The following is a 24,505-nucleotide window of genomic DNA, read 5'->3' as shown; positions in this document are numbered from 1 at the left end:
TGGACTCGTTAGATTAGACGCACGGATGCCAGCTTCGGTTCCGTCGATTGACCGAGTGCTGTGCGACGGTCAACTGGATTTTGTACATCAGCTCGGCTACCGCGGTCCGTTCTGATCGATCGATGTCGCGTTCTGCTGATCGATGTCTTCTGTGGCTACGAAGAATTTTCGGAACACTGCCCGCATCGCGGTGACGACGTCGATATGGCTTTGCAGGACGTCCACTAGATTGTTCGGGCCGCCCACGGCCTTCTGGGAGAACTTGTGGGCCAGCGCGATTCCGGAATCGAAGGGACCGAAACCCTCGACGTTTCCCAGTTCGCGTGCCGCCGCCTTGCTGTATTCGAGAGTCGTTAGATATTCGCTGCATGCTTTGTCACAATGCCGTGCGGCCGTCGGATCGAGTTGCAGTTGCCCGTCGGTTGCTGCGATTGCGAGGCCGTTCCAGTAGTCGATCGGAGATTGCACAGCCATGGGGTTCCTTCTCGGTTATTTCGACGGAGGAAAGTACTGCTGAAGTTCGATGGTGTGTCGGCGGACCAGCTCACATGGGTCACCCTGGGGTGGGGCCGTTCCTAGTACGTCGACCGAGATCATTGCGACACCCTCGGCGGTATCGAAGCTCGTACCGCAGCTTTCTTCTGAGGGCCGGCCCTCAAACCGGTACTCGACGGCCGGTCTACTGCTTAATCTGATTTCCTTGAAGTCCCGAAACGCAGTGTTGTGCCGAACCTCGTCGAGGGTGAACTGAATTGAGAACAAGACATCGAAGCGATACCAGGAACTTTTTGCCGGGCCTTCCCATCCGCAGTTCGTCCAGGCCTTGACGCTCATCCCTTCCAACCATCCTGACTCAGTCTCCGGGTTCAGCCCTGTCGCGGCGATGGCGTCGTCCGGGATGCTGCAGGGGTCGAATTGCTCGGCGAGCCCTGGCACCCCTGCGACGGCGACTCCCTCGACGGGTTGGCTGCAGGCTGTGAGGACGGCGGCCACCACTGCAAGTGATAGCCATCGGCGCTGCATCGGACCCCCATCCGTTGGACTCGTCGTTAGGTTAGACGCAGAGACCCGAGCTTTGGTTCCACCCTGGCCGGCAATCCTCCGCGGGCCGTGGTGCAGCAAGTTTCATCGTGTGGCAGTGCGTGGATCAGAACAGAGTCGGTTGCGCGTTGCTGCCGAAGCGGGCTTCGGACTTTCGAGCGCTCCACCGTTGCACGAGCCACATTTCGATCAGTTCTGGGCTGGTGCCGATATCGGTAGCCCAGTTGGAAAGTAGTTGGACGTAGCGGTCGTAGCGGCGTCGCGTAAAACCGGTGACCGCGGGATCCTCCAACCATCCCTCGTGAATGAGGGTGGACACCCCGTACTGGTCGATCAACTGGGCGCGCCCACCGTCTACAGATGCTTTGGCTGCCCAGAGGAATGTGGCCATAAGAGATGTTCCGACACCGGGGGTGTCTGGCCATCCGGACCAGGATCCGCTCGGGAGTTCGGGTACCGCCTTGTCACGGATGCACCGTTGGAGCACAGTCATCGTTTTTGTAACTGGATTCTCGTCCGGACGGGTCAAGTGCGGGTTGAGGACGTCGGGGAATCGCCGTATCGCTTTGCGGTTCTTGTGGCTGCCCTGCCAGGCGGCACAGAGAAAGAGGAGGCCCAGCGAATCGTGTTCGCCGTCAGCAAGATCAGTGTCGATTCGAAGATCGTTGCGCTGTACTGTCGCCACTCCGTCGGAGACGATGTGCCCGTCGAGGTCGCGCCCGCGAAGTCGAATATCGTGACCTGCGCGGTCGAGGTGCTTGTTCCACCAGTCGAGGTCGATCTCGACACCGTCGTCCAGAACGTGCAAGTCGTACGTGCGCAGCTGGCACCACTGCACACAGGCGGGTGGTGGTGCGAAGCCTTCGTCGAATCGTGACATGCAGACATCTTGGCATCCCGTACCGACAGGCAGGCGCAGCGAAACTCGATCCGTTTACTCTCCCGTGCCCCGTGACGCGAGATTGTGTCGAGTAATTTTGTGCTGCAACGCTTTCCATCCCAGTTTTCCCGTGGGAACAACTGCAGCTCGACTGAGCTATGGCTGGGCAATCGAATACGGAGCACGGCAACCCTGCCTGGTGACAGTCAATGGTCCGTGATCCGGTAAGCAACAGGGCATGCATCAGGGCGCAAAATTCGGTCCCGAAGGCGTCGAGATCGCGCCACACGCCGGCCACCCGGTCGCGCTCCTATGACGCGAGCGCGGACACCACGAAGCGCGCGGCCAGCGCAACCCGGGCAGGGCGGTCTCCGGCGGGCAGATGCGTGAGTTCGGTGGCGATGGCGGGGCGATACGGATAGAGAACTCGGTTACCGCGGGCCGTTCCGACCGATCGATGTTGCATTTTGCTGGTCGACGTCCTTCGCTGCATCGAAGAACTTTCGGAACACTGCTTGCATCGCCGTGACGACGTCGATATGGCTTTGGAGGACGTCGACGAGGTTGTTCGGGCCATCGACCGCCTTTAGTGAAAATTTGCGGGCGAGCGCGATTCCAGAATCGAAAGTACCCATGCCCTTGACGTTTCCCAACTTGAACGCGAGGTCTTTGTTGGTCTCAAGAATCGCCAGGTACTCGGTGCATGCCTTGTCGCAATGCTGCGCGGAAGCGGGATCGAGAAACAACTGCCCATCGTCAGCCGCGGTGGCGAGGTCGTTCCAGTATGCGATTGGGGATTCCAAAGCCATTGCGGTTCCTTTTCACCTAGAGGGCGGGAAGTACCGTCCGAGATCGGTTGTGTGTCGGCGGATGAGGTCACACGGGTCACCCTGTGGCGAGGCTGTTCCGAGGGTCGCGAGAGTGAACATCACGACGCCTTCGGTGGTGTCGAAGCTCGTGCCGCATCCTTCGTCACGGTCCATTGACGAAAGTCCGAACTCGACGGCTGGTCTGCCGTCTAAGTTGACGTCCTTGTAATTCTCGAACGCGGGGTTCTGTCGAACCTCGTCGAGGGTGAATTGAATTGAGAAGTACACATCGAACTGGTACCAAGAATTCTGTGTCGGACCCCTCCACCCACATGTGGTCCAGGCCTTGACGCTGATTCCCTCACCCCAGCCCGCCAACCTTGCCTCGGGATTGAGCCCGGTCGCGGCGATGGCGTCGTCCGGGATGCTGCAGGGTTCGAATTGCTCGGCCTGCCCGGGCACCCCTGCGACGGCTGTTCCCTCGACCGGCTGGCTGCAGGATGTGAGGACAGCGACAACCGCTAGAAGTGACAGCCATCGGCGTTGCATCGGACCCCCATCCGTTGGACTCGTCGTTAGGTTAGACGCACAGACGCCTGCTTCGGTTCCGTCGAGAGTGGTCCGTTCCGACGTCGGCACAGTCAGTTTCGAGTTCCACTCACCGGGACCTGGGCGCGGGTGGTGTGAGCCAGCTCATAACGTTCGGACATGGACCAGAACAGCTCGGAGCGAGCGCGCATCACCGACATCCTTAGCCGTCAGCGCGCGGCAATGAACACCGAAGGCCAGCCCTCCGCCGAGCTGCGGCGACAGCGCATACAAGCTGTAATCGACATGCTCGTCGCGCGTCACGAAGATCTCGCAACTGCAATGGATGCGGACTTCGGTGGACGTCCACGTGGATACTCTTTGATGAACGACGTGCTGGGCTCCATCAGCAGCCTGAAGCATTCACGCGACAACCTCGAGACGTGGATGGCGCAGCAGGACCGCGCAGTGTTCTCGCCATACGATCAGCTCGGCGCCAGCGCCCATGTCCGTTATCAGCCAAAGGGTTCTGTCGGCATCGTCGGCACCTGGAATGCGCCTCTGTTCACCCTGCTCAGCCCGCTGGCAGGCGTCCTTGCAGCCGGTAACCGTGCCGTACTCAAACCGTCCGAAGTGGTTCCCCGCACCGCCGCACTTCTCGCTGAAATCGTCGAGGCAGCCCTGGATCCAGAGGTTGTCGCGATCGTCACCGGTGGACCTGATGTGGCTGAGGCTCTGACCTCGCTTCCCTTCGATCACCTGGTGTTCACCGGCAGCTCGGCGGTCGGCAAATTGGTGATGGCGAACGCCGCAAAGAATCTGGTGCCCGTAACGCTGGAACTGGGTGGCAAGTCGCCGACTGTGATCGGCCGTAGCGCCGACATGGACGTCGCAGCCTTCCGAATTGCGGTCGGCAAGACCAGCAACGGCGGCCAGCTGTGCGTCAACCCGGATACGACCTATGTGCCTCGCGAACTGCTCGAGCAGTTCGTCGCATCGACCGCGAAGGTATACGCGGAGCTGCTGCCGACGATCGAGGGCAACCCCGACGCCGTCTCCGTGGTCAACGACCGCCATGCTGCCCGCGTCGACAGTTACATCGATGACGCCGTTGCCCGCGGTGCCCGTGTCGAGACTGCTCCGGCCGGCGCGCTCCCCAGCGAGGGTGGACGTCGTCCGCTTCGGATGGTTGTCGACCCACCGTCCGACTCGGTCATCCGTAGTGAAGAGATCTTCGGTCCCGCCATGGTGGTTCTCGGCTACGAGAATCTCGACGATGTCCTCGCCGAAATCAACTCGGGCCCCCGGCCGTTGGCTCTGTACTACTTCGGCACCGATGCAGCAGAACAGTCATATGTGTTGGACCACACGCTCTCCGGCGGCGTCACCGTCAACGACGTGATGATGCACCCGGGTCTGCAGGACGCACCGTTCGGCGGCGTCGGGGCCTCCGGTATGGGCCACTACAACGGCCGTGAGGGCTTCGAGGAATTCAGCCATGCACGGGCGGTCTTCCAGGCTTCCGAGGTCGACATGCGTCGCGAATGGGGTCTGCTGCCCCCGTATTCGGACGGTTTCCACGATGGGATGGCCTCCCAGGTCACCCCGTAATACGTCCTGCACCGATCTCTCAGACCCCCTCAAGGAGAACACCGTGAAGACCCGTGGCGCGATCATTCGCAGCACCCCCGGCACATACGAGGTCGTCGAGCTCGACCTCGACGCACCCCGCAGAAACGAGATCACCGTCAAGATGGTGGCCTCTGGCATCTGTCACTCCGACGATCACATAGCGAAAGGTGATCATGCCGTCGGCGTTTACCCGATCTGTGGTGGGCACGAGGGCGCCGGCGTGATCGTCGAGGTCGGTCCGGAGACCATCGGCTTCGAAGAGGGCGACCACGTGCTGTTCTCTTTCATCGCGGGTTGCGGAAAGTGTCGCTGGTGCGCAAAGGGCATGCAGAACCTGTGCGATCGAGGTGCCGCCATCATGACCGGCGGTCGCCCCGACGATCCGAACAGTTTCCGGTTGAGCCTCGACGGAGAGGTCGTGGCACAGACCTGCGGTTTGTCTACCTTCAGCGAATACACCACTGTCAGTACTGATTCCGTCATCAAGGTGGCCGACAAGAGTCTGCCGCTGGAGTCGCTGTGTCTACTGGGTTGCGGCGTCGGAACCGGCTGGGGAGCTGCCGTCAACTCTGCCCAGGTCTACCCGGGCCAGACCGTGATTGTCATTGGCATCGGCGGGATCGGTATCAATGCAGTCCAGGGTGCTGCACACGCCGGAGCTGCGCACATCTTGGCGGTCGACCCGGTTGCCTTCAAACGGGACAGCGCTCTGAAGTTCGGCGCCACACAAGCATTCTCGACCCTCGAGGAGGCGGCTGACGTTGCACGCACGCTGACCAACGGGCAGGGTGCCGACGCAGCCATCGTCACCATCGGTGTGACGACAGGCGAGCACATTGCGCAGGCATTCTCATCGATCCGCAAGGCCGGCGTGTGCGTAGTGACGGGACTCGGCAAGATGACCGACGTCGGGATCCCCATCAGCCCAATGGAACTGACGTTATACCAAAAGCGCTTGGTGGGATCACTTTTCGGAGCATCAGCACCGAGCGCTGACATCCCCTGGATGATCGACCTCTACAAGGCTGGAAAGCTCGAACTCGACAGCCTGATCACTCAGACCTACACCCTCGACGACGTCGCCCGCGGCTTCGAGGACCTGCACGCAGGCCTCAACCTGAGAGGCGTCATCAGGTTCTGACGTCGTCGCCACCCCGCCCTCGGACCATCGGATCCGAGGGCGAGGGCGGGCTGCGTGACGGCTTTCGTCAACTGTGCCCCGGTCAGAATCACGTGGACCACTGCTTCGCCCCGTCATCGTGCTTTCAAAGACAGCACCTGGAACCAGATGCTCCTTCGCTGCGTCCAAAGGGTAAGTGACGTAGATCCGACGATGGGTGTGGTGATGGAAGTAGATCCAGAAATTTTGAGGCGTTTCGCTTCCGCAGCCCAGGACGCGAGCGACACCCTGGGAAGTATTGACGTTTTTGGACCGTTCTGGTCAGCGCAGAATGCGCTGCCCGGGACAGATCTACAAATGCTGTGCGCCGAGGGCGAGCGTGTCTCTTCGACAGCGCTCCATGGAATGTCACAGCGTATGGACACAATTGCACGGTCTGCACGAGGAGCTTCTGAGGACTATCGCGTCGCCGATGATGAGTTCGCAGTTCAGCTTCGCTCAATGAATAGTCGCGAATGACGCTAAGCATTGGGGATGTTCGCGCCTGGAACAGTCAGTCTTTGCTCGCTGGTTCAAATGGGCTCCGCGGTATTTCCAGGGTGATCGACGGGCGGTGTGGAAGCATCGCGGCAGAGCAGAACGTCCTTGCAGAGTCGTGGCACGGTGACGCCGCCGTTGCCGCAGCTGAGCGCGTTGTATCCGAGTGTTCGACCTTGTCGGCTCTCGCTGATGCCTTTTCTTCGTTGGCTGCGGAGTTCTCGGCCTCGGCATCGATAGTCGACTCCGTGCGCTCGAACTTGGCGGCCGTCATCGATGAACTTGTCGACCGTGGTTTCGAAGTCGCTGACAACGGCGTTGTGACGGCCGACCGAGCAATTGCCTCCCTGGATCAGATTGCAGGGCCACTGGGGGAGGACGCGGTCCTCGCTCTGCAGATCAGAACGCAGGAAGCGACGCTCTCCGTACTAGATGCTCTTCAGCAAGCAAACCACGCTGCACTCGGAGCATGTGACCGAGTGCGCGGCCGAATCTTCGATTTGCGGGATAGTTCGTCAGAGTTGATCGTTGGCCACTTGACGCCGAGCGAAGACGATGGATTTTCGTGGCGCCCCGATATTCAAGCTATGACCGCAGGTGTCACGATCGGGACGCTTTCTGACGCGACCGGGCACGCCTTGAAGACCGCCGCTGCAGCCTCGTCCGACGATCTGGCACTGGGGCTCGGTCGTCGACTGGGACCAGTGGGAGCAGCGTTGGGTACCATCCCTGCAATTTCGAATGACATCGAGGGCGGTATGGATCCGACCAAGGCTATCGTCACGGAGGGTGCGGGAGCGGTGACCGGAGTCGTTGTAGGGGGAGCGTTGGGCCAAATCGCTGCAGCTGGGATCGCCGGCTCAGCTGTCGGTTCCGTGATCCCCGGCGCAGGCACCGCGGCCGGATTGGTGGTAGGAGTGGCGATGGGGGCAGTTCTGGCCTACGGCGTTCCCAAATTCGGTCAATGGATCTGGGAGTAACGCAGTGGAAGAAATGGATACAACACCAGCTGGCATTGTACGAACAGTCGAATGGTTACCAGTGTGGCCGCAGACGTTGAGGCCGATGCAGATACTCGCTTCGCTCGTGATCTTGCTGGGTGTGGCAGTGGGGTGCGTTCTGGCGTGGAAGGCGGAGTCAGTAGTCGGTCTGATCGGATTCGCAGGTATCGGGGTTCTATGTGGGTGTGGTGGGTGGCTGACGCTCCGTGGGTCGGGTTTCAGATGGATCAGGCTATCTCGTCGATTGACCGGTTGCGAAAGTAAGTTGTACGGGAAAGGAATTCGAGTAGGCCCGGAAGCTTTGACAATGAGAGTGCTGATCATTTCAATGCTTTGCGCGAGCGTGTATTACGCGGCTGTTGCGCTGACTTTTTGGAGCGGGATCGAAGTAATGCTGCCGGATTCCCGCAACAGCTCCCCACATGCGATATTCGCTACGGTCTGCGGCGTTGTTCTTGCGGTTCTTGCCATGCTGTTCAGCCTCTTTCGGCCAGCTACCGGCATCGAGATCTACCGTGATGTGGTGATACGAACGGTAGGTAGGCAGCCTTTCGTCCGAATCGGTGCCGACCTGGTGGTGCCCTGGGCCGCGATCGTGGATGTGGCGGACGCAGTCCGGCTCAATACGACTGGACTGTGGACATCCCGTGACCCTCTGATTCGGCTCGTGGTTCGTGAACCTCTCGATAAGGATGGCAGGCTCGGATGGGATACAGACCACTATCTCCAATTACCCGCCAGTTGGATGGCGGCAGAGCCCAATACGCTCATTGCTGTGCTGAGGGCTATGGCCGTGAGCGATGAGAGCCGACGGGAAATTTTGGAGATCAGGCCTGAGACGATATTCATGCCGCCGCCGTTGCGTGAACGAATTCGGAGGGGCATCATCTAGCTTTGAATGGTCCGTCGGCGACGCCGGGTTCACCTCCCGATTCACGAGTTCAAATTTGTTGCCACCTACGACCAGCTGTAACTGAATGGACCGCGGTGGCCGAACCACATCGTGGATGAGCATATTTGCTCTTTGATCAGCGCGGCTTGACGCCCGGTGAGCATTGCGCGTGATCGTGGAACATCGGCAGAGTTGGTCAGCTGAAGCAATCCGTCGCGCCTCCCCAGACTGATGCATTGGCCGACGAACTTGGGACGCAGCTGTTTCGGTGTGGTGCCAGCTGCCAGGCGCAGAACGGTCTCCGCAGCGTGGACGCCGGTTGGGATTGCAGCTTGGCAGCTCATCCGAAGTGGGGAACTACTGATTGCTGCGGCATCTCCGGCGCCGATCACCGTCGAACTGCTGGCGCTGATGAGGTTGTCGTCGACGGTCAGGGCTCCGCGCGAGTCCGTGTTCAGTCCACTGCGCTGAGCGAGGTCGGGGACACCGAATGCGGCCACGTCTACGGTGAGATCGCTAGTCAAGTGTGTCCCGTCCGACAATTCCACGCTACCGGCGCCGATACCGACCACTGCCGTGTTGTCGATGATCTCGACGCCTGCGTCGATGAGATGGGTATACAGACGGCGTCGCCCGCGTTCGCTGACGGTGGGGGCCAGTTGCTGGTCGGAAATCAACCGAATGTTGTGGCCGGTGCTCTCGGCGAGCTCGGCTGCTGTTTCGATTCCTGTGAGTCCGCCGCCGATGATCGTGACCGTCGAGCGAGGCGGGAGCTGTTGGAGGCGCGAGCGTGCGCGTTGTGCGGGTTCGAACGTTCCGATCGTGACTGCGTTGGTCGCCGAGCCCGGAATTGCCTCGGTACGGCTGTGGCTGCCGACCGCATAGATGAGGTAGTCGTAGTCGAGAGCACCACCGGCCAGTCGAATTCGTTGGTTATGGAAGTCGATCGACTCGGCCGCGTCGACCTTCAGTTCGGTCGAGGCGGGAAGGATCGACCCGAGTCGCGTTGCCGCGGTATAGGTACCGGACATGTACTGATGCAAGCGGATTCGTTCGATGAACTGGTCTCGCGGATTGACCATCGTGACATCCGCATCGGCGCCGCGGCGGGAAAGCCGTTGCGCTGCACTGATACCTGCATAGCCTGCGCCGAGAATGACAATCTTCAATGCCATGGTGCGATTTACCTCCGATGCCAGGACTCCTGCTCACCATAGTCGGATCGGTGCCGACTGTATCGGTGACTTGGATCTCAGAGTGCAACATCGGATTCGGTAGATGGGAGGCGCCGGTTGATGGGGTGGGCACGACCCAACCCTGCGGCCGCTCGGCTGCAGGGAGGTCGGGTTGGTCTATGGGCTAGGAGCTGCCGAAAAAGGGAGTTCCACCGCGTGGTGGCGGCGGGGTCTGGTGCCCGTTGTTGTGGTGGTCCCAATTGTTGTATTGCCATCGCCACGCGTCGTGATGGTGGTGGTCGTAGTCTCTGACCCACACCCAGTGGCCCCGGCTGTAGTTGCAGTTGTTCCATTCCCACTGATCGCGGTTCTGCTGCCATTGCCACGGCCCGCTGTGGTCGCAATCGTGACTCCACCCTTGGCTGGCTGGGACTGGGACTGGGGCTGGGTGCGCGGTAGCCGGGACGGCCACGAGGCCGGCGGGCATGACCGCCAGCGATGCTGCGATCGTAATCTTTGCGAATAGGTGGCGCGCGTGTGTACGCCCTGTCGTTCTCGGCATTGGAGATCCCTCCTGTAGCACTGAAGCACCGACAGGTGCGAGAGCTCCACTATCCATTGATCCTGCGGCAGGGCAATCTCACAAGTCCAGCCCTTCAGCTGTACTCGTATGTCCGACCTCTTTTGTCGATATGGCCGGTTGTTGTGTGCGGCAGGGTCGATGGCGGTCGATTACTCAGGCGTCGGCTCGGAAACGAGCGATGCGCACCAACTCGATTTTACGCGGGGTGCGCCGGGGTCGCAGGATTCGATTCCGATGCTTTACTCACTATCCACGGGATCGTGACCGAGCTGGATTTGGTCACGGAGTGGACACATGAGCTCACAATCGTGTCTGCATTGGCGTGGCGGGACAACTGACTGCGAATTCGTTGGGCTCGGAATCGAGTGTGCACATGGTCGGAGATCGAAGGCGCCCTGGGTTCTCGGCCAAGGGTGACGGTCGGTTCGGTGTAACGATGAGGAGCAAACTGCGATCTATCTCGCGTCACTCCGCTGCGATAACGTGCGGACATCAGAAAGGCGTCGAGAATGACGAAGTTCAGCCACAGTTCGAGTTCTGCTGCTAGTCGGACCCGGAATCGCGTGGTGAGGTCAATCGGCGTCGCTGCCGCAGTAGGACTTGTAGGAATAGTCTCTGCCTGCAGTTCCGCCGAAGATACGACGGCAGCCTCGGACACCACCAGTGTCGCTTCAACCACCGTCGCGCCTACTACGACAACTACGACGCGTCCCGTTGTTGTCGCTCCTGAGCCAGCGCAGGCGCCACCGGCAGTCGTGACCCCCGAGGCGGTGGCAGTCCCGGTTCTGATGCCTCCGGTGGTGTGCATGAATCTTCAAGCCGCCCAAAACTTGATCCAGGATGCAGGGGTCTTCTTTTCCCGGAGTGAGGACGCATCCGGTGCCGGCCGCATGCAGGTCAACGACTCGAATTGGATCGTCGTCGACCAGACCCCGGCTGTTGGGATGCCGATCGAAGAAGGCGATGCGGTCCTATCTGTCGTGAAACTTAGCGAGCCCAACAACTGCTGATCCCACACTGGGCGGGGTCGATTCGTCGGCGAGGGGTCAGTCGGCTTGGGATCCCTGGGCCGATTCGGATTCGTCCCGCAGCGATTCGGACAGCATGTCCAGGCATCTGGTCAGCCGCTCGAGCCCTTCGGGATGCAGCCCAAGCTCGGTTCCGTGCCTTAATGCCATTTGCTGGAAGATCGGCACCAGCGGTGCGTATTTGGCGCGCAATCGATTTCGCTTGTCGAGATCGGTGAGAGCGCTCAGGCTACCGGCGTTGTCGATGAAGTCCGTGACTTTCACCAGAAAGACTCGTGGATCGGCGATGACGGCTTTCACGTGCTCGACGTAAGCCGTGTTTTTCTGTTCCTTGGAGAGCCCAGCCGGACGCGGCGGGTTGGTGACGGCCCAGACGGTGTCCGACACTGTCGTGTTGAAAAGAGTTGCAAGTAACCGTGTGGCTTCGGCTGGCGGACTCGCGCTGTGGTCGCCATCCATGAGTTCGACAAGTCGCACGGGTTGGTCTTCGACGGTGTCGTGCAAGACTGCTGCGGCGAGGACCTCTTCGTCGCGGCAGTTGAATCTTATGAGCCGCAGGGTATTTCGTAGTGGGTGGGCAATGTACGGTTCGGCGGTACCGTTCTGCCCGGGTCGAGTTTGGTCACGATGAGCCTGGGATGCGAGACCCATCGCGCTCTGTACGAGGGGTTGATCGCCGACCTCGTAGTTGATCGATAGCGTGAGCATCGCGGCATCCATGTCGTGAAGTCGCAATTTCCGAAAATTGTTTCCGACGACGTCGGCGGTTCTTGATTCAGTCATAGGTGTCCTTGCAGAATTGGTGCGGGGAATGTGGGCGGCCTGGTGGCTCGACCCGATATCTTCACTGTAGCGGGTAGCTCCGACAAGACGGCAGCCACGTTCCTACAGTCTCGGTTACGCGCAATCACCGGTCGCGCAACGCAAAACGCGCCTGCGACGGAGAATGCTGAGGCTGAACCCGGACGCAACATGCCAGATTCACCTCCACGCTGTACTCGATCGAGTACAGCGTGGAGTGTTCGACCGGGGCTGCAGACCGGATTCGGTCAATCGACTGAACGACCCATGACGGAAGTTCAGCACATCACAGGCCGGCTCGTGCCCCGGCTATGAGCGCAATGCCACCGCCTTGAAATCCACTGCTACTGCATGCGATCAGAATGGGTTGTAGATGGCAATCGTGCGAAAACTACCTGCAGACGAACCCGTCGGGATCTGGACCGACCCCAGGGTGTGGTCGACGCCCGACGGATCAGTCTGCCAGCACGAACCCTGTCCGTGGAAACTGAAGCACCAGATCGGCTGGCTGGTTCCGAAGGGGCTGATGATCATGGAGTCCCCGCTGCGTGAGCCGTAGGCGGCCGGATCGAACGCACTGACGTAGTGCTCCGTCACCTCTGTTGTGAAGATGTTGTCGTAGGGCCTCTCGGCAGCGGCCGGCGTCGCGACCAGTGCGGCAAACCCTACTGCGAGTGCAGATGCGGCGAGAATCTTCTTCAACATTCGTGCTCCGATCATCGAGGGCCTCGGCCCAGTAAAGGATTAATCGGTGACGGTCGAAGCCGCGTTACCAACCAGCTGGCCACGTGCATAAGCCTACCCACGGAGGTTGTCGGACCCGTGTGTCATGATTGAAATACAGAACAGGTTCAGGTTCTGCATTCCGGCGGTGATGTTCCCGCCATTCCTCCCCTCCCGATGTGCCTCGTTCGGTGCGTCGACGAAAGGTGCCTTCCATGGCCAAGAAAATTCTCTACATCGATCTCGATAACACGCTGGTGAACTTCCAGTCCGGCATCGACCGGACCGACCCAGCTGACCTCGTCAAATACGAGGGCGACCTCGACGAGGTACCAGACATCTTCTCGAAGATGGATCCCATTGAGGGCGCACTCGACGCATACCGCACGCTCGCAGCGGTTTTCGACACCTACATCCTGTCCACGGCGCCGTGGAAGAACCCGAGCGCCTGGCACGACAAGGTGCTGTGGGTTCAGAAGCATCTTGGACTCGAGGACGGATCGGTTGCGTACAAGCGACTCATTCTTTCGCACCACAAAAACCTGAACCGCGGGGACTTTCTGGTCGACGACCGAGATAAGAACGGCGCCAGCGCATTCGAAGGCGAATGGCTTCAGTACGGGGAGGAACCGTACAAGACCTGGGACGACGTGACGGCCTATTTGCTCGACCGTGCCTGATAGGGCAGACGTTACGAGCTCCGATTCTTGTCGGTACCCGTCGGTATCGTTTTCAACATCACTTCATCGCGTCGCTTCGACGCATTTCTTCAGGAGGCTTATGTGACCAATCCACAGCTCTCTCTCGTTGCTGCTCTGCTCGACCGTTCGGGTTCGATGCATTCCATTGCCGACGACACCCGCGGCGGTTTCGATTCGTTCATCGGAAAAGAGCGTGAGCAGGACGGGAATACCGTCGTGACGCTGGCGCAATTCGATCAGCAGTACGAGCTGGTCTACAGTTCGCAGCCGATCCGGACAGTGCCGCCGCTGGTGCTGCAGCCCCGCGGCTCAACCGCGCTGTACGACGCCATCGGCCGGCTCATCACCGACGTCGGCGTCGAGCTCGCTGCATTGCCCGAGAACGAACGGCCCGGCTCGGTCACCGTTGTGGTGATGACGGACGGTCACGAGAACGCGAGCAAGGAGTGGACCAATACCGCTGTGCGCGCACTGATCGCGCAGCAGGAGAAGGACTACCAGTGGGACTTCGTGTTCCTCGGGTCCAACATCGATGCCGTCGATGTCGGCACCGATCTGGGCTTTGCACGGGACAAGTCGATGACTTACGTGTCGACGACCGTCGGCGTCACTGCGGCCTTCGATTCGGTGGCGAGCTATCAGGACCGCAAGCGGGCACAGGTCTTCGGTTCCCCGCCGGCGCGGGGCTTCTCCGAGGCCGATCGCCGTCGGGCGCGCGGGGAGTGAGCAAGAAGGGCAGCAGCGGTGCGGGGGAGGCGATCATCGAGGTGATCTTCTTCCTGTGCATGGTTGCGGTGGTAGTGGGCTGGGTGTTCAGCTGAGGTACTAGCGTCGCCCATCTTTTCCATCGTGAGTGAACTGCTTCCGATACGCCGCCGGCATGAAAACCACCCAGAATTGGGAGCCATGGGGGTCTCCGACGAGGTTGCTATCAGCCGAATCGCCAACGGGTTCGAGGGCAGTCCCGGTGCGTTGAACGCAACAGACAGGAGTTGGCGAACACCGAAGTCTGTCATGCCGATATCACCGATGCCGGTCTCGCACGCTTGGCTGAGCTGGGGAATCCGTACGAGATCTATGGGGACCCGTGGGAGGGTCACCGGCTGATGGCGGCGGAGGGCGACTTCACGCGATGGGACCATGATCTAGGTCAGGGCTGACTGAAGTCCGTGTCTTAGCGGCCAGATTGAATCACTCCGGCGTGTCCGGAGACTGTGACAACACCGAGGGTTTGGCGAAGTTGCTTTTGCACAGTCCTGTTCGCCGGCATCCTCTATCACCCTGAACGACTGCAGTTTCACGAAGTACCGGCGGTCAGAACGGATTGAAGACGGAGATCATCCGACTGTCTGCGCGAATGAGAGTGGGTCGCGCGCTCGGATAACTCTTATTGGGGAGCACCCAGCAGATAGCGCGTCTTCCGGTTCACCGGGAACACGCCATCCCACCGTGCCCCCACATCGTCGGTCCTTATTGGTTCGACGACGACGAGCGACGATCGGTTCCACTTTTACAAGACCGATTTCTCCCAGCACAGGATGCACCTGCGCCGGGATGATCAGCCCCACTGTTGGACTGGTGTTCGCTCCGACGTTCGAGGTGTCGCGGCGCGGAGAATCGTGGACACTGTGCGAACTGTCGGTGCGATATGGAACTGTGTGGTCTGGTTGGGGAACCGTTCTAAACGACAGGGGAGTGCCGTGACCGGAACCGATGAGGCCGTGGATAGACCGCTCATGGAGGTCGTGTTCGACGCCATCGACGCAGACAACGAGCTCGCCGACGACGCGAAGTACTTGGTGCTGGCGGCACTCGAAGGAGCCGACCAGCTCAACGACCAGCTCGACGGCGTGGCGCTGTTGCAGACTCGGCGCGCGGCGCAGGCAGTCATCGAGAAGCCCGTCGGAGCATTCTTGACGTCTATCGAGGTGGCAGGCTTCCGAGGCATCGGCCCGAAGTCCGAACTGAAACTGCATCCCGCACCTGGCATCACCATCGTCAGCGGACGCAACGGATCCGGCAAGTCCAGCTTCGCCGAGGCACTCGAGTTCGCGGTCACCGGCAAGAGCTACCGGTGGGAGAACAAGGCGAAGCTGTGGAAGGACACCTGGCGGAACCTGCACGAGTCGTCGCAGTGCCAGATCCGCGTCGGCCTGACCATCGAGGGCTCAGAACCCGCCGTCGTCGGCGTCGATTGGTCTGCGGACGCATTGCTCCCCGACAACTCGACGTGGACTCAGATCGGCAAGGCCAAACGATCACCCGGCACCGACGGGCTCGGGTGGAAGTCGGCGATCGAGCTGCACCGCCCGATCCTGTCGTACGACGAGATCGGCGGTCTCATCGAGGACAGTCCCTCCACGTTGTACGACGCGCTTGCCAAACTGCTCGGGCTCGACGAGATCGCTGACGCCGAGAAGCGGCTCGCATCGGCGTTGAAGGACGCCAAAGTGCCGCGCGGACAAGCGAAAGAAGCGCTGGCGCAACTCAAGCACATTGTCGGAGAATCGGCGGATGACCGGGCCCAGTCGGCCGCAACCCTGTTAAAGAAGCGAGCTCCGGACGTCGATGCGGTTCAGGCGCTCGCGACCGGTTCCGCACCGACGCAGTCCTCTGCGCTGTCTGGCCTCCGAGCCATCGTCGGCCTGGCAATCCCGTTGAAGGAGCAGGTCGACACTGTCGTCGTAGCGCTCCGGGAGGCGATAGCTGGCACCGTCGACCTGGCTTCCGACGCGCTCGCCATCGTCGAACGACGTAACGCGCTGCTGACGTCCGCCCTCGAATTGCACGCCGACACCGGCACCACCGACTGCCCGGTCTGCGAAACCGGGACTCTCGACGACGCGTGGGCCGAACACGCCCGGACGCGTATGTCCGACGAAGAAGACAAGCTCACGCTCTTCAAGAAGGCTCGACGCGACTTCGAGGACGCTCGCCGTGCAGCGACCGCACTGATCGACGACCTGACCGACGCGACTGCGGTCGACGGCGTCGAACTCCCATCGCTGGAGTTGTACCAAGAGGCCGTCCTGAAGGTCCGGTCTGCGCCTGACGAAGTCACGGAGCTTGCAGAGCACCTCAGCGCGACGTTGCATGCCGTTGTCGAGTCCGGCGGGCTGCTGCGTCATGAGGCAGCAGCGGCTATCAAAGCTCGGGAAGACACTTGGGCGCCCATCGCGTCACGGTTGGCGTCCTGGGTGCAGATGGAGCAGATAGCAGCGAAGACCGACGCATCCGTCACCAGCCTGGAAGCAGCCAAGAAGTGGATGACGTCGCACGTCATCGACTTACGCAACCAGCGGCTCGAACCGATTGCCGACCAGGCGCGGGACATCTGGAGCGAACTCCGCCAGGAGAGCAACGTGGATATCGGCGCGATCAGCCTGGAGGGAACCAATACTCGGCGTAAAGCTGTTTTGAAGGGAACGGTCGACGGTGAACCGTCGGAGGCATTGTCGGTGATGAGTCAGGGCGAGCTGCACGCCTTGGCGTTGGCGCTGTTCATCCCTCGCGCGACGACGCCGAACAGTCCGTTCCGGTTCATCGTTTTCGACGATCCGATCCAGGCCATGGACCCAGCCAAGATCGATGGATTTATCCGGGTGCTGTCGATGCTGGCCAAGACTCGGCAAGTCGTCGTCTTCTCGCACGACGACCGATTAGCCACTGCCATAAGGCAACTCGCCGTCGATGCGCGGTTGCTCGAGGTCACCCGCGAGACCGGGTCGAAGATCTATGTCAAGGAGACGCTCAATCAAGCGACGAGGTACGTCGACGACGTGCGTGCACTGGTGAGGGACGAGGGCGTGCCTGACGAGGTCAAGCGGCGAGTAGCCCCAGGTCTGTTCCGGCTCGCCATCGAATCCGCAGCGCAGCAGGTGTTCTACGCCAAGGAGCACCGTGCTGGTATGGGGCGACAGGACGCGGAGCAGCGCTGGGCGGCAGCGAACAAGACGACGAACAGGCTGAAGTTGGCAGTGCTCGACGATCCCGATGGGAGCTTGGGCGGGTGGCTGAGTTATCGAGCCGAGCGAGGCCCGACGCTCAAGCTCGCCAACGCCGGCACACACGGTGAGGTGGTGACGGTCGATGCCCACGCTGTGAACGATCTGAAAAAAATGATCGACGGGATTCTGGCGTCATGACGACCGCGATTTCACCTGCAGTCGGGCTTCGAAACGCGGAGCGATTGCTCGACGGAACTGTCGGTGCTGCAGGCAGTTCGGCGCGCCTCGCCGCATTCCTCGCCCGGCAAACGCTCGAAGAGCTGGTCGACGAACGGTGCCGAGCCCTGGGTGTGGATGCTCCCGGCGCGAACATGCGCTCGAAGCTAGTAATCCTGCGGTCACTGGACACGACAGAACGAGCCGACGCGGCTGCCGTCGCGTGGAACAGACTGAGCAACGTGTGCCACCACCATGCGTACGAGTTGTCGCCGACCGTGGCGGAGGTGCGTGACCTGTGCAAAGTCGTTGCTGTTCTGCTGGATCCAAGCTGAAGGTACGTCCAGTGACCAGGGCCCTCAATGGGACCGGCTGTTACTCCGGCGGGGGTGGTCACCACGTCCATGAAGAACTGAAACTGCTCACCGGCTCGTAGTTGTGGCAGACTGCTGCCTTGGCAAAGCCACCGCCGGGGTGCTTTCGTCGAACTCTGGCGAACGTGGCGGCCACACTGTGAAGTTACTCTTGGGGGAGAGAATCTGTTGGGGGAATTGCTGGGAGCGGATCTCGGTGAGATCAGGTCGTTGGGGGCACAGCTGAGTGTCAAGGCGAACGCGGTCGCTGACATCGCTGGGCCTGCCAACGCGAGCGTTGGAGCGGTGGTGATGCCCGATGCGGGTATCGATGATCTTCTGGTGCGGATAGTGACGACGTTGGAGACCACTGTGGCCAAACACCGCAGCGCTGTGCAGGCTCTGGCAGATGGGGCGACCTCGTCCGCGGCCACTTACGAAGCGGTCGAAGAAGCGTTCAGTAGACAGCTCGGCTCGTTGACCGAAGGCCTCGGACAGTGACGACGCCGACGATCCCTCAGGTCGAATCGTGGAAACCGCTGACGTTGGTCACGGCAGGAGAGGCGATGAAGTCGGCGGGGATCGCTCTCACGGATTGCCTGGCGGAAGTGGACCTCGCAGTCGACAAGAGTGCGAGTACTTGGCGAGGGGATGCCAGCGCGGCCGCGTCGATGCGTGCGGTATCGGAAGTTCTCACTGCGTCGGCGTCGAAACGCGCCACGGACATCGTCGGGGACGCTCTGATCAGCCAGGGACAGACGATCGACGCGTCCCGTTCGGTGATAGTCAACACCCGGGACGCCGCCGTCGATCGCCACGGCATGTCTGTTGGACCTGATGGAACGGTCTCCAGCCCAACCGTGCCCGGTACAGACGGTGACGTCCTCCGCCTGGTGCTGCAGGGCCGACTCGACCGGCAAGCAGCAGACTTCCAGGTCAGCCTGAAGGAGAATTTGGCTTACTGCGGATCTGCTCTGACGGCATTGAAATCGGCGGTGGACGGCGGTCTGGCCGACCTCGAACAACACGGTGGTCCCGGCGGGGACAGCCTAGGTTCGGTGGTGCTGTCGGGTGAAGACGGCAAGGAGATCGGCACCCAGATTCGAAACGCGGTGGACGACGGTGAGCCGATAACCGCGGACGTCCTCGCGGAACTCACCGAAGACCTGCGTGCCACAGGTGTGGAGCCTGCGCAGCTTCAGGCATACCTCAACGGTGATACGGCGACGATCCCGGCGAGCACCCAGCAATATTTGAAAGAGTTCTACAACACCGCCGGCGTCGACGGCTTCACGGCTGCAAGCCAGCAGCTGCAATCGCAAGGCCCGGCGGGCCAACAAGCGGCGGCCTCGCTGGCCAATGGCGTCCTGGTGTTGTCCAACGAGAAGGTCGGCACCGGCCGCGATGCCGACGGCAATCTGACGGGTGCAGGTAGTTACGAAAACTTGCCGCAGGACATGCGCGACCTCATTTCGACTCGTCCAAGTCGCGGTATCGACGGACTGGACAGCAATGCGATGACGTATCCCGGTGACGGTCCGATCGTGGACGACCAGAAGAACTTCGTCGAGGGCCAGACGAAATTGTTCGACGCTTTGGCGTTAGCTGAAGCGGGCAATGAGCCCGGGACGAAGATGTCGACCGAACTGATTCGACAGGGCATGCACGCGGCGTCGATCGATGCCCATGGCGGAGCCCTGCCCTTCAGCAACGAGCCCGTGGACAATCCTGGTCATGCGGAAACCCTCGAGAAGGCGATCGAGCTTGGTTCCCGTAATACGGACGGCGTGCGCGCGATTCTCACCGGCGAAGGAGGACCAGACATCCTCGGATCTGAATACCACGCTGATACTGCAGTGATGCCGTTGCTTCAACGCGACGACGGAACGGCCATGGCTTCACTCACCGATTGGATTCCGCGCGATGCACACTCGACCGCGCCCGAAGGGACACCGGAGTACGAGAACTCGGTGCGCGCAGGGTCCGCCGCCCGAGGCTTGGCAGAGATTCTGGCCAGTACCGAATCATCTGATGGAACAAACAATTACACGACACTTTTATCCGGTGAAGGGAAGATCGGGGAGGGGACTGCAGGGCAGGTCGCCGAAGCCCTTGCCCCCTTCGTCGGTGACATGACCGGTATGACCAGCGACCTCACACAGACGCATGGATTCGGTGACTTCGGTGGGAGTGAAGATTTCGGAGGTGGCCCTGTCGAACCGCTACGTGTCTTCACCATTCTGGACTCCGAAGATCAGTCCAGTCAGATCATCAACGGCACTGCACTTGCCGAGAGCCTGCGGATGGATCGGATGTTTGCGACAACCGGATACAGCAACCTCGGTGACCAAGCCTACCGCTTGCAGTGGCTCGTCGATCACGGTCTCAGTACCGAAATGGACCAACGCGTGCAAGAGGGTCTCGACAAGCAGGAAGCAGCCGAAGCACGGAACTCGAAGTTCACCGCGGCGTGGACGGCGGGGCAAATCGTCGCCGGGGGGATGGGGCCAGGCGGGATTGCCGTCGCAGCCGGGTCCGAGTTCTTGAAGCCCTATGTACTGTCTGTAGATGACCTCGACTCGCCATTGGCACGCGAGATTGCCTTTGATTCATCGCAATTCGGCTTCGACGGCGAGGGTGGTAAGTACGTGGCCAGCGACTGGGGTAGTGCAGATTACAGAAGGTTCAACATCCTCGATGCCCTTGTTCATAGCGGCGCGATCGATATCAACGACGTTCCTGACGTGTACAAGAGCGAGAGCGGCGAATCGTTGCTTTCCTACTCCGATGTGGCAAAGGCGTTCTCGGAGTCAGGGGGGACGGATGGATTTCTCGCCAACCAAAGCGCCATGCGGTTGATCGCCGATGGCGGGGTCTCCGATCTCGATGAGTACACGCGCAATGCGACGGGTGACGGCCAACAACATGCTCTCGAGTTGACAGTCCGGCCACTCGGAAACAACCCGAGCAGCGCAGAAATTCTGCAGTGGTTGGCTAGCGACGATTCGTCGAGTGACCCAAAGAACAAGTGGCCGTGGAAGATCCTCGGATGAAAACGACTCGACTCATTCCCCTACTTTGCGCCGTACTGACCACGTTGATTGTGGTCGCAGCGTGCGGTTCTGTCGCAGACGACGGCCCAGTAACAGTGACAACGTCCGTGTCGCCTCAGCCGTCATCCGACGGTTACGAGGTTTCCGATCGCCTTCGCGACGCGACAATGGTGTGGTCGGCGGAGCCGGGCGTAGACCTCCTCTCTTTGGAAGGGACGTTAATCCGCGCATCGGAAGAGTCGTTCGTAATCGGACTGATGCTCGGTCTCGATTACGCCTATTTGGGGTTCGCGAAGAGCTCGGGCAGCCTGGGTGGTGGCGGCATCTTGGGCGGGTTCCGGGACGACACTGGACAGGGCCCGTTCGCAGGAACGATTCACGGACGTATCCAACAGATCATCCCAATCAACGGTGGTTTCGACGTCCTGTCATGTGTTCTAGCGGTCGGCCTCGACAGACAGCTCGACGGAAAGTACGTCCCGTCCCGACTTACCGGCGGGGAGGGCAGTGAGCAGCGCTCTCGCTTCGTTCGCACTGGCGAGTCCTCAACAGCAACTTCGCCTACACCTCCACCTTCGGTGTCGTCTCCCGACTTGTTGCATTGGCAGGCGCCGTCAGGCAACGAATTCGTGGGGTGGGAGATTGATGGTTTCATCGATCAAGACCCAGTCACATCGAGGAACGGTCGTTGTGCGCCGTGGGCTCGATCACTGTACCCGGATGCGCCAGTGAATATTCCGCCTGACGCGTACGCCCACGACAACCCACCTCCGGTGGAGCCTGCGTACCCAGGATGGCCCGGCAATCGCAATTAATTACGCTCAGAACAACATTCGTGCGAGGTAGGGGGTAACCGCTTTGATTCGAGAGGAACTAGGCGCCAAAGTCCGTCGGCTTCAAGCGGCTGTTGCTGAGGTTCACGGCCACACGCACCTCGACGGTGTCACCATTCGGACCGACGCCAACGGTCGACTCACCGAACTCACCTTCGGCCATGATGCTTGGGGCCGTGGACCAGAGGTGCTGGCCGACACGATCATGCGCGCGTACCGACAGACTGCCGACGATGTCCGACAACGTTCGACGACGATCATGGCTGAACTGCGGGACGACCCAATCGTGGCTCGAATCGTAGACGTGACTATCGGCAACAGCCCAGCGGCTGAAACCCGCGCTGATCAAAGACCCGCGTATGTGACGCGTGAATCGCTATCTGGAGAGCTGTGTCAGTCCGACATGGCCATCCTGGAAAGTCAGAGTTTCTCAGGGCACTCTACCGGCCACCGCATTACTGATGAGCGGGACGATGTTGACGGTTACTTCGGGCGTAAGTCGTGGTTGGAATAGTCCCAAAGCCTGTCAAACAACCAGTGGCCGTGGGAGATTTACAGATGAAACAGCGAAGTCGACGCGTGCGGATGGTAGTAGCCGTTCTGCTGACGATCCAGATTGCGGTGACAGCTTGCGGGTCTCCTGTCGAGGACAGTTCTATCCAACAGACGTCGTCGACGTCGCATTCGTCCGGCTCCGACGTCTATGAAGTTCCAGATCAACTGGGTGATGCCACTATGGTGTGGTCCGCAGAGCCGGAGGTCGACCTCTTTTCTGCCGAGGGTACTTTGATCCGTGCCGCCCAGGAATCGATAGCTATTGGAGCTACGGTTGGCTTGGACTACACATATCGAGGCTTCGCGGCCAGCGGTAACTACAAAGGCGGGGATTCGATATACTCAATCTTCCAATCCGCGACCGGCGACGGTCCGTTCGCAGGAACGATTCATAGTCGTATTCAAAAAGTCAATCCAAGTGATAACGGATTCGAGGCGTTGACGTGCGTGCTGTCGATCGGGCTCGACGTCCTCGAAAACGGCAAGTACTCGCCGTCGCTCCTGACCAATATAGCGGGAGAAGAACTGCGCATACGCTTCATCCGCACCGGCGACAAGACAACGACAGCACGTGAATCCATGCCGTCGTCCATTCAGGAGTCCGAGAATTTGCATTGGCAGGCGCCTACCGATAACAGGTTTGCCGGGTGGGAAATCGACGGATTTGCTGATGTTGAACCTGGCACGGCGGAAAGTGGTCGTTGCGTTCCATGGGCGAGATCACTGTATCCGGACGTAGAGCCCATCGTCTCTCGTGAGGCATACGCCCGAGACAACCCGCCCCCCGTTCAGCCGGCCTACCCGGGATGGCCGGATAGTGCCAGTTAACGACGTTAAAAACAAGATTCATGCATGTTGGGAGCGGATCTCGGTGCGATCAGGTCGCTGGGGGAATGGCGCCGGGGAGGAATCGCCGTCGCAGCTGCTTCTGAGTTCATGAAGCCCTACGTACTGTCGGTGGATGATCGCGAAGCGCCTATGAGCCGCGAGATCACGCTTGACGCATCGACATTCGGATTCGATGCAAGGAACGCGGAATTCCGAAGCTCGACGAGTACACACGCAACGCGACGGGGGACGAGCAGTGGGATCAGCTGGCAATGGTGAGTCGGCCCGAAGGGAAGAGCCCAGCCAGTGGGGAGATCCTGGCTTGGCTAGCAAGTGATGAATCGTGTCATGACTCGAGAAGCAGAGTGAGGATTCACGGATGAGCGAAGGAGGGCGAATCATGCGTTTGGCCGCCGCTGTTCTGTTGGCAATGCTGGGTGTTGTCGCAGCGTGCGATTCAACCACCGAGCACGGTGGGGCGCCAGCGACGACGTCAGCCTCACATCGGCCGGCCACAGATGTCTATGAAGTTCCTGACCAGATCCGTGACGCAACGATGGTCTGGTCTGCTGAACCGGGTATCGATCTCCTTGCAACCGAGGGAACACTGATTCGCGCTGCTCTAGAGTCCTTCGCTATCGGGTCTTTGGCCGGGCTCGACTACACGTATTTAGGTTTTGCAGACAGTTCGAACAGCGTGGCCGGCGGCCCGCTGTATTCACTGTTCCGAGCCGACACCGGACAAGGTCCGTTCGCGGGGACGCTTCACGGTCACCTCCAGCAGATCGTTCCCACTGAGGCCGGCTTTGATGTCATCTCGTGCGTGCTTTCCGTCGGCCTCGATGTGAAAGTCGACGGCAAATACAGCCCGTCGGGGCTCGCGGGCGGTGAGGGAGGTGAACTACGTTCACGGTTCATCCGCACCGGTGAGGCAGCGAAATCACCAGTGGTGACACAACCATCGTCTTCAACAGGTCCGGATAATCGCCACTGGCAGGCGCCCACGGGCAATCAGTTCATCGGCTGGGAAATCGACGGTTTCACCGACAGGGATCCGACCACTTCGGGGAACGGTCGATGCGCCCGGTGGGCGCGATCGCTATACCCGCACACGACTCCCGCGATCGCCCGTGATGCTTACGCCAGAGACAATCCACCCCCGGTGCAACCGGCATACCCCGGTTGGCCCGACAGCAGCCACTGAATTGGCTCAGAACAACACGGTGCTCGGTAGGAGTTATGGCTTTGACTCATAAAGAACTCGATATG

The 24,505-nt window shown here is 60.5% G+C and carries 25 protein-coding genes; 16 read left to right on the top strand and 9 right to left on the bottom strand.

The genetic code is table 11. The annotated features are described in order from the left end of the window. Window positions 1-96: 96 nt before the first annotated feature. The 6 genes from H2510_RS16835 to H2510_RS16810 all read right to left on the bottom strand — a co-directional run bounded on the left by H2510_RS16835 (window position 97) and on the right by H2510_RS16810 (window position 3,279). Window positions 97-474 carry a hypothetical protein gene (locus H2510_RS16835; RefSeq protein ID WP_186629443.1) on the bottom strand — a complete coding sequence of 126 codons (378 nt, stop codon included), beginning with the start codon at window positions 472-474 and terminating at the stop codon, window positions 97-99. Between the two features lie 15 nt (window positions 475-489). Beyond that, window positions 490-1,023, bottom strand: a complete 534-nt coding sequence (locus H2510_RS16830) for a DUF3558 domain-containing protein (RefSeq protein WP_186629442.1) — start codon at window positions 1,021-1,023, stop codon at window positions 490-492. 124 nt (window positions 1,024-1,147) lie between these two features. Further along, window positions 1,148-1,921 (bottom strand): hypothetical protein, encoded by a 774-nt coding sequence (locus tag H2510_RS16825; protein WP_186629441.1) that lies wholly within the window; start codon window positions 1,919-1,921, stop codon window positions 1,148-1,150. A gap of 310 nt (window positions 1,922-2,231) precedes the next feature. After that, on the bottom strand, window positions 2,232-2,387 hold the full coding sequence (locus H2510_RS16820; protein ID WP_186629440.1) for a hypothetical protein: 156 nt from the start codon (window positions 2,385-2,387) through the stop codon (window positions 2,232-2,234). Beyond that, window positions 2,353-2,730 (bottom strand): hypothetical protein, encoded by a 378-nt coding sequence (locus H2510_RS16815; RefSeq protein WP_186629439.1) that lies wholly within the window; start codon window positions 2,728-2,730, stop codon window positions 2,353-2,355. The genes H2510_RS16820 and H2510_RS16815 overlap by 35 nt, the downstream gene beginning before the upstream one ends. A 12-nt stretch (window positions 2,731-2,742) precedes the next feature. Beyond that, window positions 2,743-3,279 (bottom strand): DUF3558 domain-containing protein, encoded by a 537-nt coding sequence (locus H2510_RS16810; RefSeq protein ID WP_186629438.1) that lies wholly within the window; start codon window positions 3,277-3,279, stop codon window positions 2,743-2,745. 159 nt (window positions 3,280-3,438) lie between these two features. Between H2510_RS16810 and H2510_RS16805 the strand changes: the two genes are divergently transcribed. The 4 genes from H2510_RS16805 to H2510_RS16790 all read left to right on the top strand — a co-directional run bounded on the left by H2510_RS16805 (window position 3,439) and on the right by H2510_RS16790 (window position 8,440). Then, a complete protein-coding gene (locus tag H2510_RS16805; RefSeq protein ID WP_186629437.1) occupies window positions 3,439-4,869 on the top strand; it encodes a coniferyl aldehyde dehydrogenase in 1,431 nt (476 codons plus the stop codon). 43 nt (window positions 4,870-4,912) lie between these two features. After that, window positions 4,913-6,031 carry an NDMA-dependent alcohol dehydrogenase gene (locus tag H2510_RS16800; protein WP_186629436.1) on the top strand — a complete coding sequence of 373 codons (1,119 nt, stop codon included), beginning with the start codon at window positions 4,913-4,915 and terminating at the stop codon, window positions 6,029-6,031. Window positions 6,032-6,525: 494 nt separating this feature from the next. Further along, entirely contained in the window at window positions 6,526-7,527 is a 1,002-nt protein-coding gene (locus H2510_RS16795; RefSeq protein ID WP_186629435.1) for a hypothetical protein, read from the top strand. Between the two features lie 412 nt (window positions 7,528-7,939). Beyond that, entirely contained in the window at window positions 7,940-8,440 is a 501-nt protein-coding gene (locus H2510_RS16790) for a hypothetical protein (RefSeq protein WP_125458690.1), read from the top strand. A 65-nt stretch (window positions 8,441-8,505) separates the two neighbouring features. Here H2510_RS16790 and H2510_RS16785 read toward each other — a convergent pair whose 3' ends face one another. Next, window positions 8,506-9,615 (bottom strand): NAD(P)/FAD-dependent oxidoreductase, encoded by a 1,110-nt coding sequence (locus H2510_RS16785; protein WP_186629434.1) that lies wholly within the window; start codon window positions 9,613-9,615, stop codon window positions 8,506-8,508. A gap of 1,149 nt (window positions 9,616-10,764) precedes the next feature. Here H2510_RS16785 and H2510_RS16780 point away from each other — a divergent pair. Then, window positions 10,765-11,208, top strand: a complete 444-nt coding sequence (locus H2510_RS16780) for a hypothetical protein (protein WP_315901401.1) — start codon at window positions 10,765-10,767, stop codon at window positions 11,206-11,208. 36 nt (window positions 11,209-11,244) lie between these two features. On the opposite strand, the gene H2510_RS16775 is transcribed toward H2510_RS16780, so the two are convergent. Together H2510_RS16775 and H2510_RS16770 are read right to left on the bottom strand one after the other, a co-directional pair. Next, a complete protein-coding gene (locus H2510_RS16775) occupies window positions 11,245-12,009 on the bottom strand; it encodes an HD domain-containing protein (RefSeq protein ID WP_186629433.1) in 765 nt (254 codons plus the stop codon). A gap of 375 nt (window positions 12,010-12,384) precedes the next feature. Next, window positions 12,385-12,747, bottom strand: a complete 363-nt coding sequence (locus H2510_RS16770) for a hypothetical protein (RefSeq protein WP_261392991.1) — start codon at window positions 12,745-12,747, stop codon at window positions 12,385-12,387. A gap of 218 nt (window positions 12,748-12,965) precedes the next feature. On the opposite strand from H2510_RS16770, the gene H2510_RS16765 reads away from it, so the two are divergent. From H2510_RS16765 to H2510_RS16715, 11 genes are all read left to right on the top strand, one after another. Further along, complete coding sequence (locus tag H2510_RS16765; RefSeq protein ID WP_186629432.1) at window positions 12,966-13,430, top strand: 5' nucleotidase, NT5C type; 465 nt, start codon at window positions 12,966-12,968, stop codon at window positions 13,428-13,430. 102 nt (window positions 13,431-13,532) lie between these two features. Continuing rightward, on the top strand, window positions 13,533-14,177 hold the full coding sequence (locus H2510_RS16760; RefSeq protein ID WP_315901400.1) for a VWA domain-containing protein: 645 nt from the start codon (window positions 13,533-13,535) through the stop codon (window positions 14,175-14,177). A 266-nt stretch (window positions 14,178-14,443) separates the two neighbouring features. Further along, on the top strand, window positions 14,444-14,611 hold the full coding sequence (locus tag H2510_RS16755) for a hypothetical protein (RefSeq protein ID WP_186629431.1): 168 nt from the start codon (window positions 14,444-14,446) through the stop codon (window positions 14,609-14,611). Window positions 14,612-15,151: 540 nt separating this feature from the next. After that, window positions 15,152-17,596, top strand: coding sequence for an AAA family ATPase (locus H2510_RS16750; protein ID WP_186629430.1), 2,445 nt, complete (start codon window positions 15,152-15,154; stop codon window positions 17,594-17,596). Next, window positions 17,593-17,949 carry a hypothetical protein gene (locus H2510_RS16745; RefSeq protein ID WP_186629429.1) on the top strand — a complete coding sequence of 119 codons (357 nt, stop codon included), beginning with the start codon at window positions 17,593-17,595 and terminating at the stop codon, window positions 17,947-17,949. Before H2510_RS16750 ends, H2510_RS16745 begins: the two co-directional genes overlap by 4 nt. A gap of 207 nt (window positions 17,950-18,156) precedes the next feature. Then, window positions 18,157-18,468 carry a hypothetical protein gene (locus H2510_RS16740; protein ID WP_186629428.1) on the top strand — a complete coding sequence of 104 codons (312 nt, stop codon included), beginning with the start codon at window positions 18,157-18,159 and terminating at the stop codon, window positions 18,466-18,468. Further along, a complete protein-coding gene (locus tag H2510_RS16735; protein ID WP_186629427.1) occupies window positions 18,465-21,020 on the top strand; it encodes a hypothetical protein in 2,556 nt (851 codons plus the stop codon). The genes H2510_RS16740 and H2510_RS16735 overlap by 4 nt, the downstream gene beginning before the upstream one ends. Then, on the top strand, window positions 21,017-21,835 hold the full coding sequence (locus tag H2510_RS16730; RefSeq protein ID WP_125458694.1) for a hypothetical protein: 819 nt from the start codon (window positions 21,017-21,019) through the stop codon (window positions 21,833-21,835). Before H2510_RS16735 ends, H2510_RS16730 begins: the two co-directional genes overlap by 4 nt. Window positions 21,836-21,878: 43 nt before the next feature. Then, window positions 21,879-22,367: a hypothetical protein gene (locus tag H2510_RS16725; protein ID WP_186629426.1), complete on the top strand. Its 489-nt coding sequence runs from the start codon at window positions 21,879-21,881 to the stop codon at window positions 22,365-22,367. 23 nt (window positions 22,368-22,390) lie between these two features. Continuing rightward, entirely contained in the window at window positions 22,391-23,236 is an 846-nt protein-coding gene (locus H2510_RS16720; RefSeq protein ID WP_186629425.1) for a hypothetical protein, read from the top strand. A gap of 379 nt (window positions 23,237-23,615) precedes the next feature. Further along, a complete protein-coding gene (locus tag H2510_RS16715) occupies window positions 23,616-24,440 on the top strand; it encodes a hypothetical protein (protein WP_186629424.1) in 825 nt (274 codons plus the stop codon). Window positions 24,441-24,505: the final 65 nt, after the last annotated feature.

Source organism: Rhodococcus sp. BP22 (assembly GCF_014281965.1).
In the GTDB taxonomy this organism is placed as follows: domain Bacteria; phylum Actinomycetota; class Actinomycetes; order Mycobacteriales; family Mycobacteriaceae; genus Rhodococcoides.
This window is presented reverse-complemented; position numbering and strand designations above follow the sequence as displayed.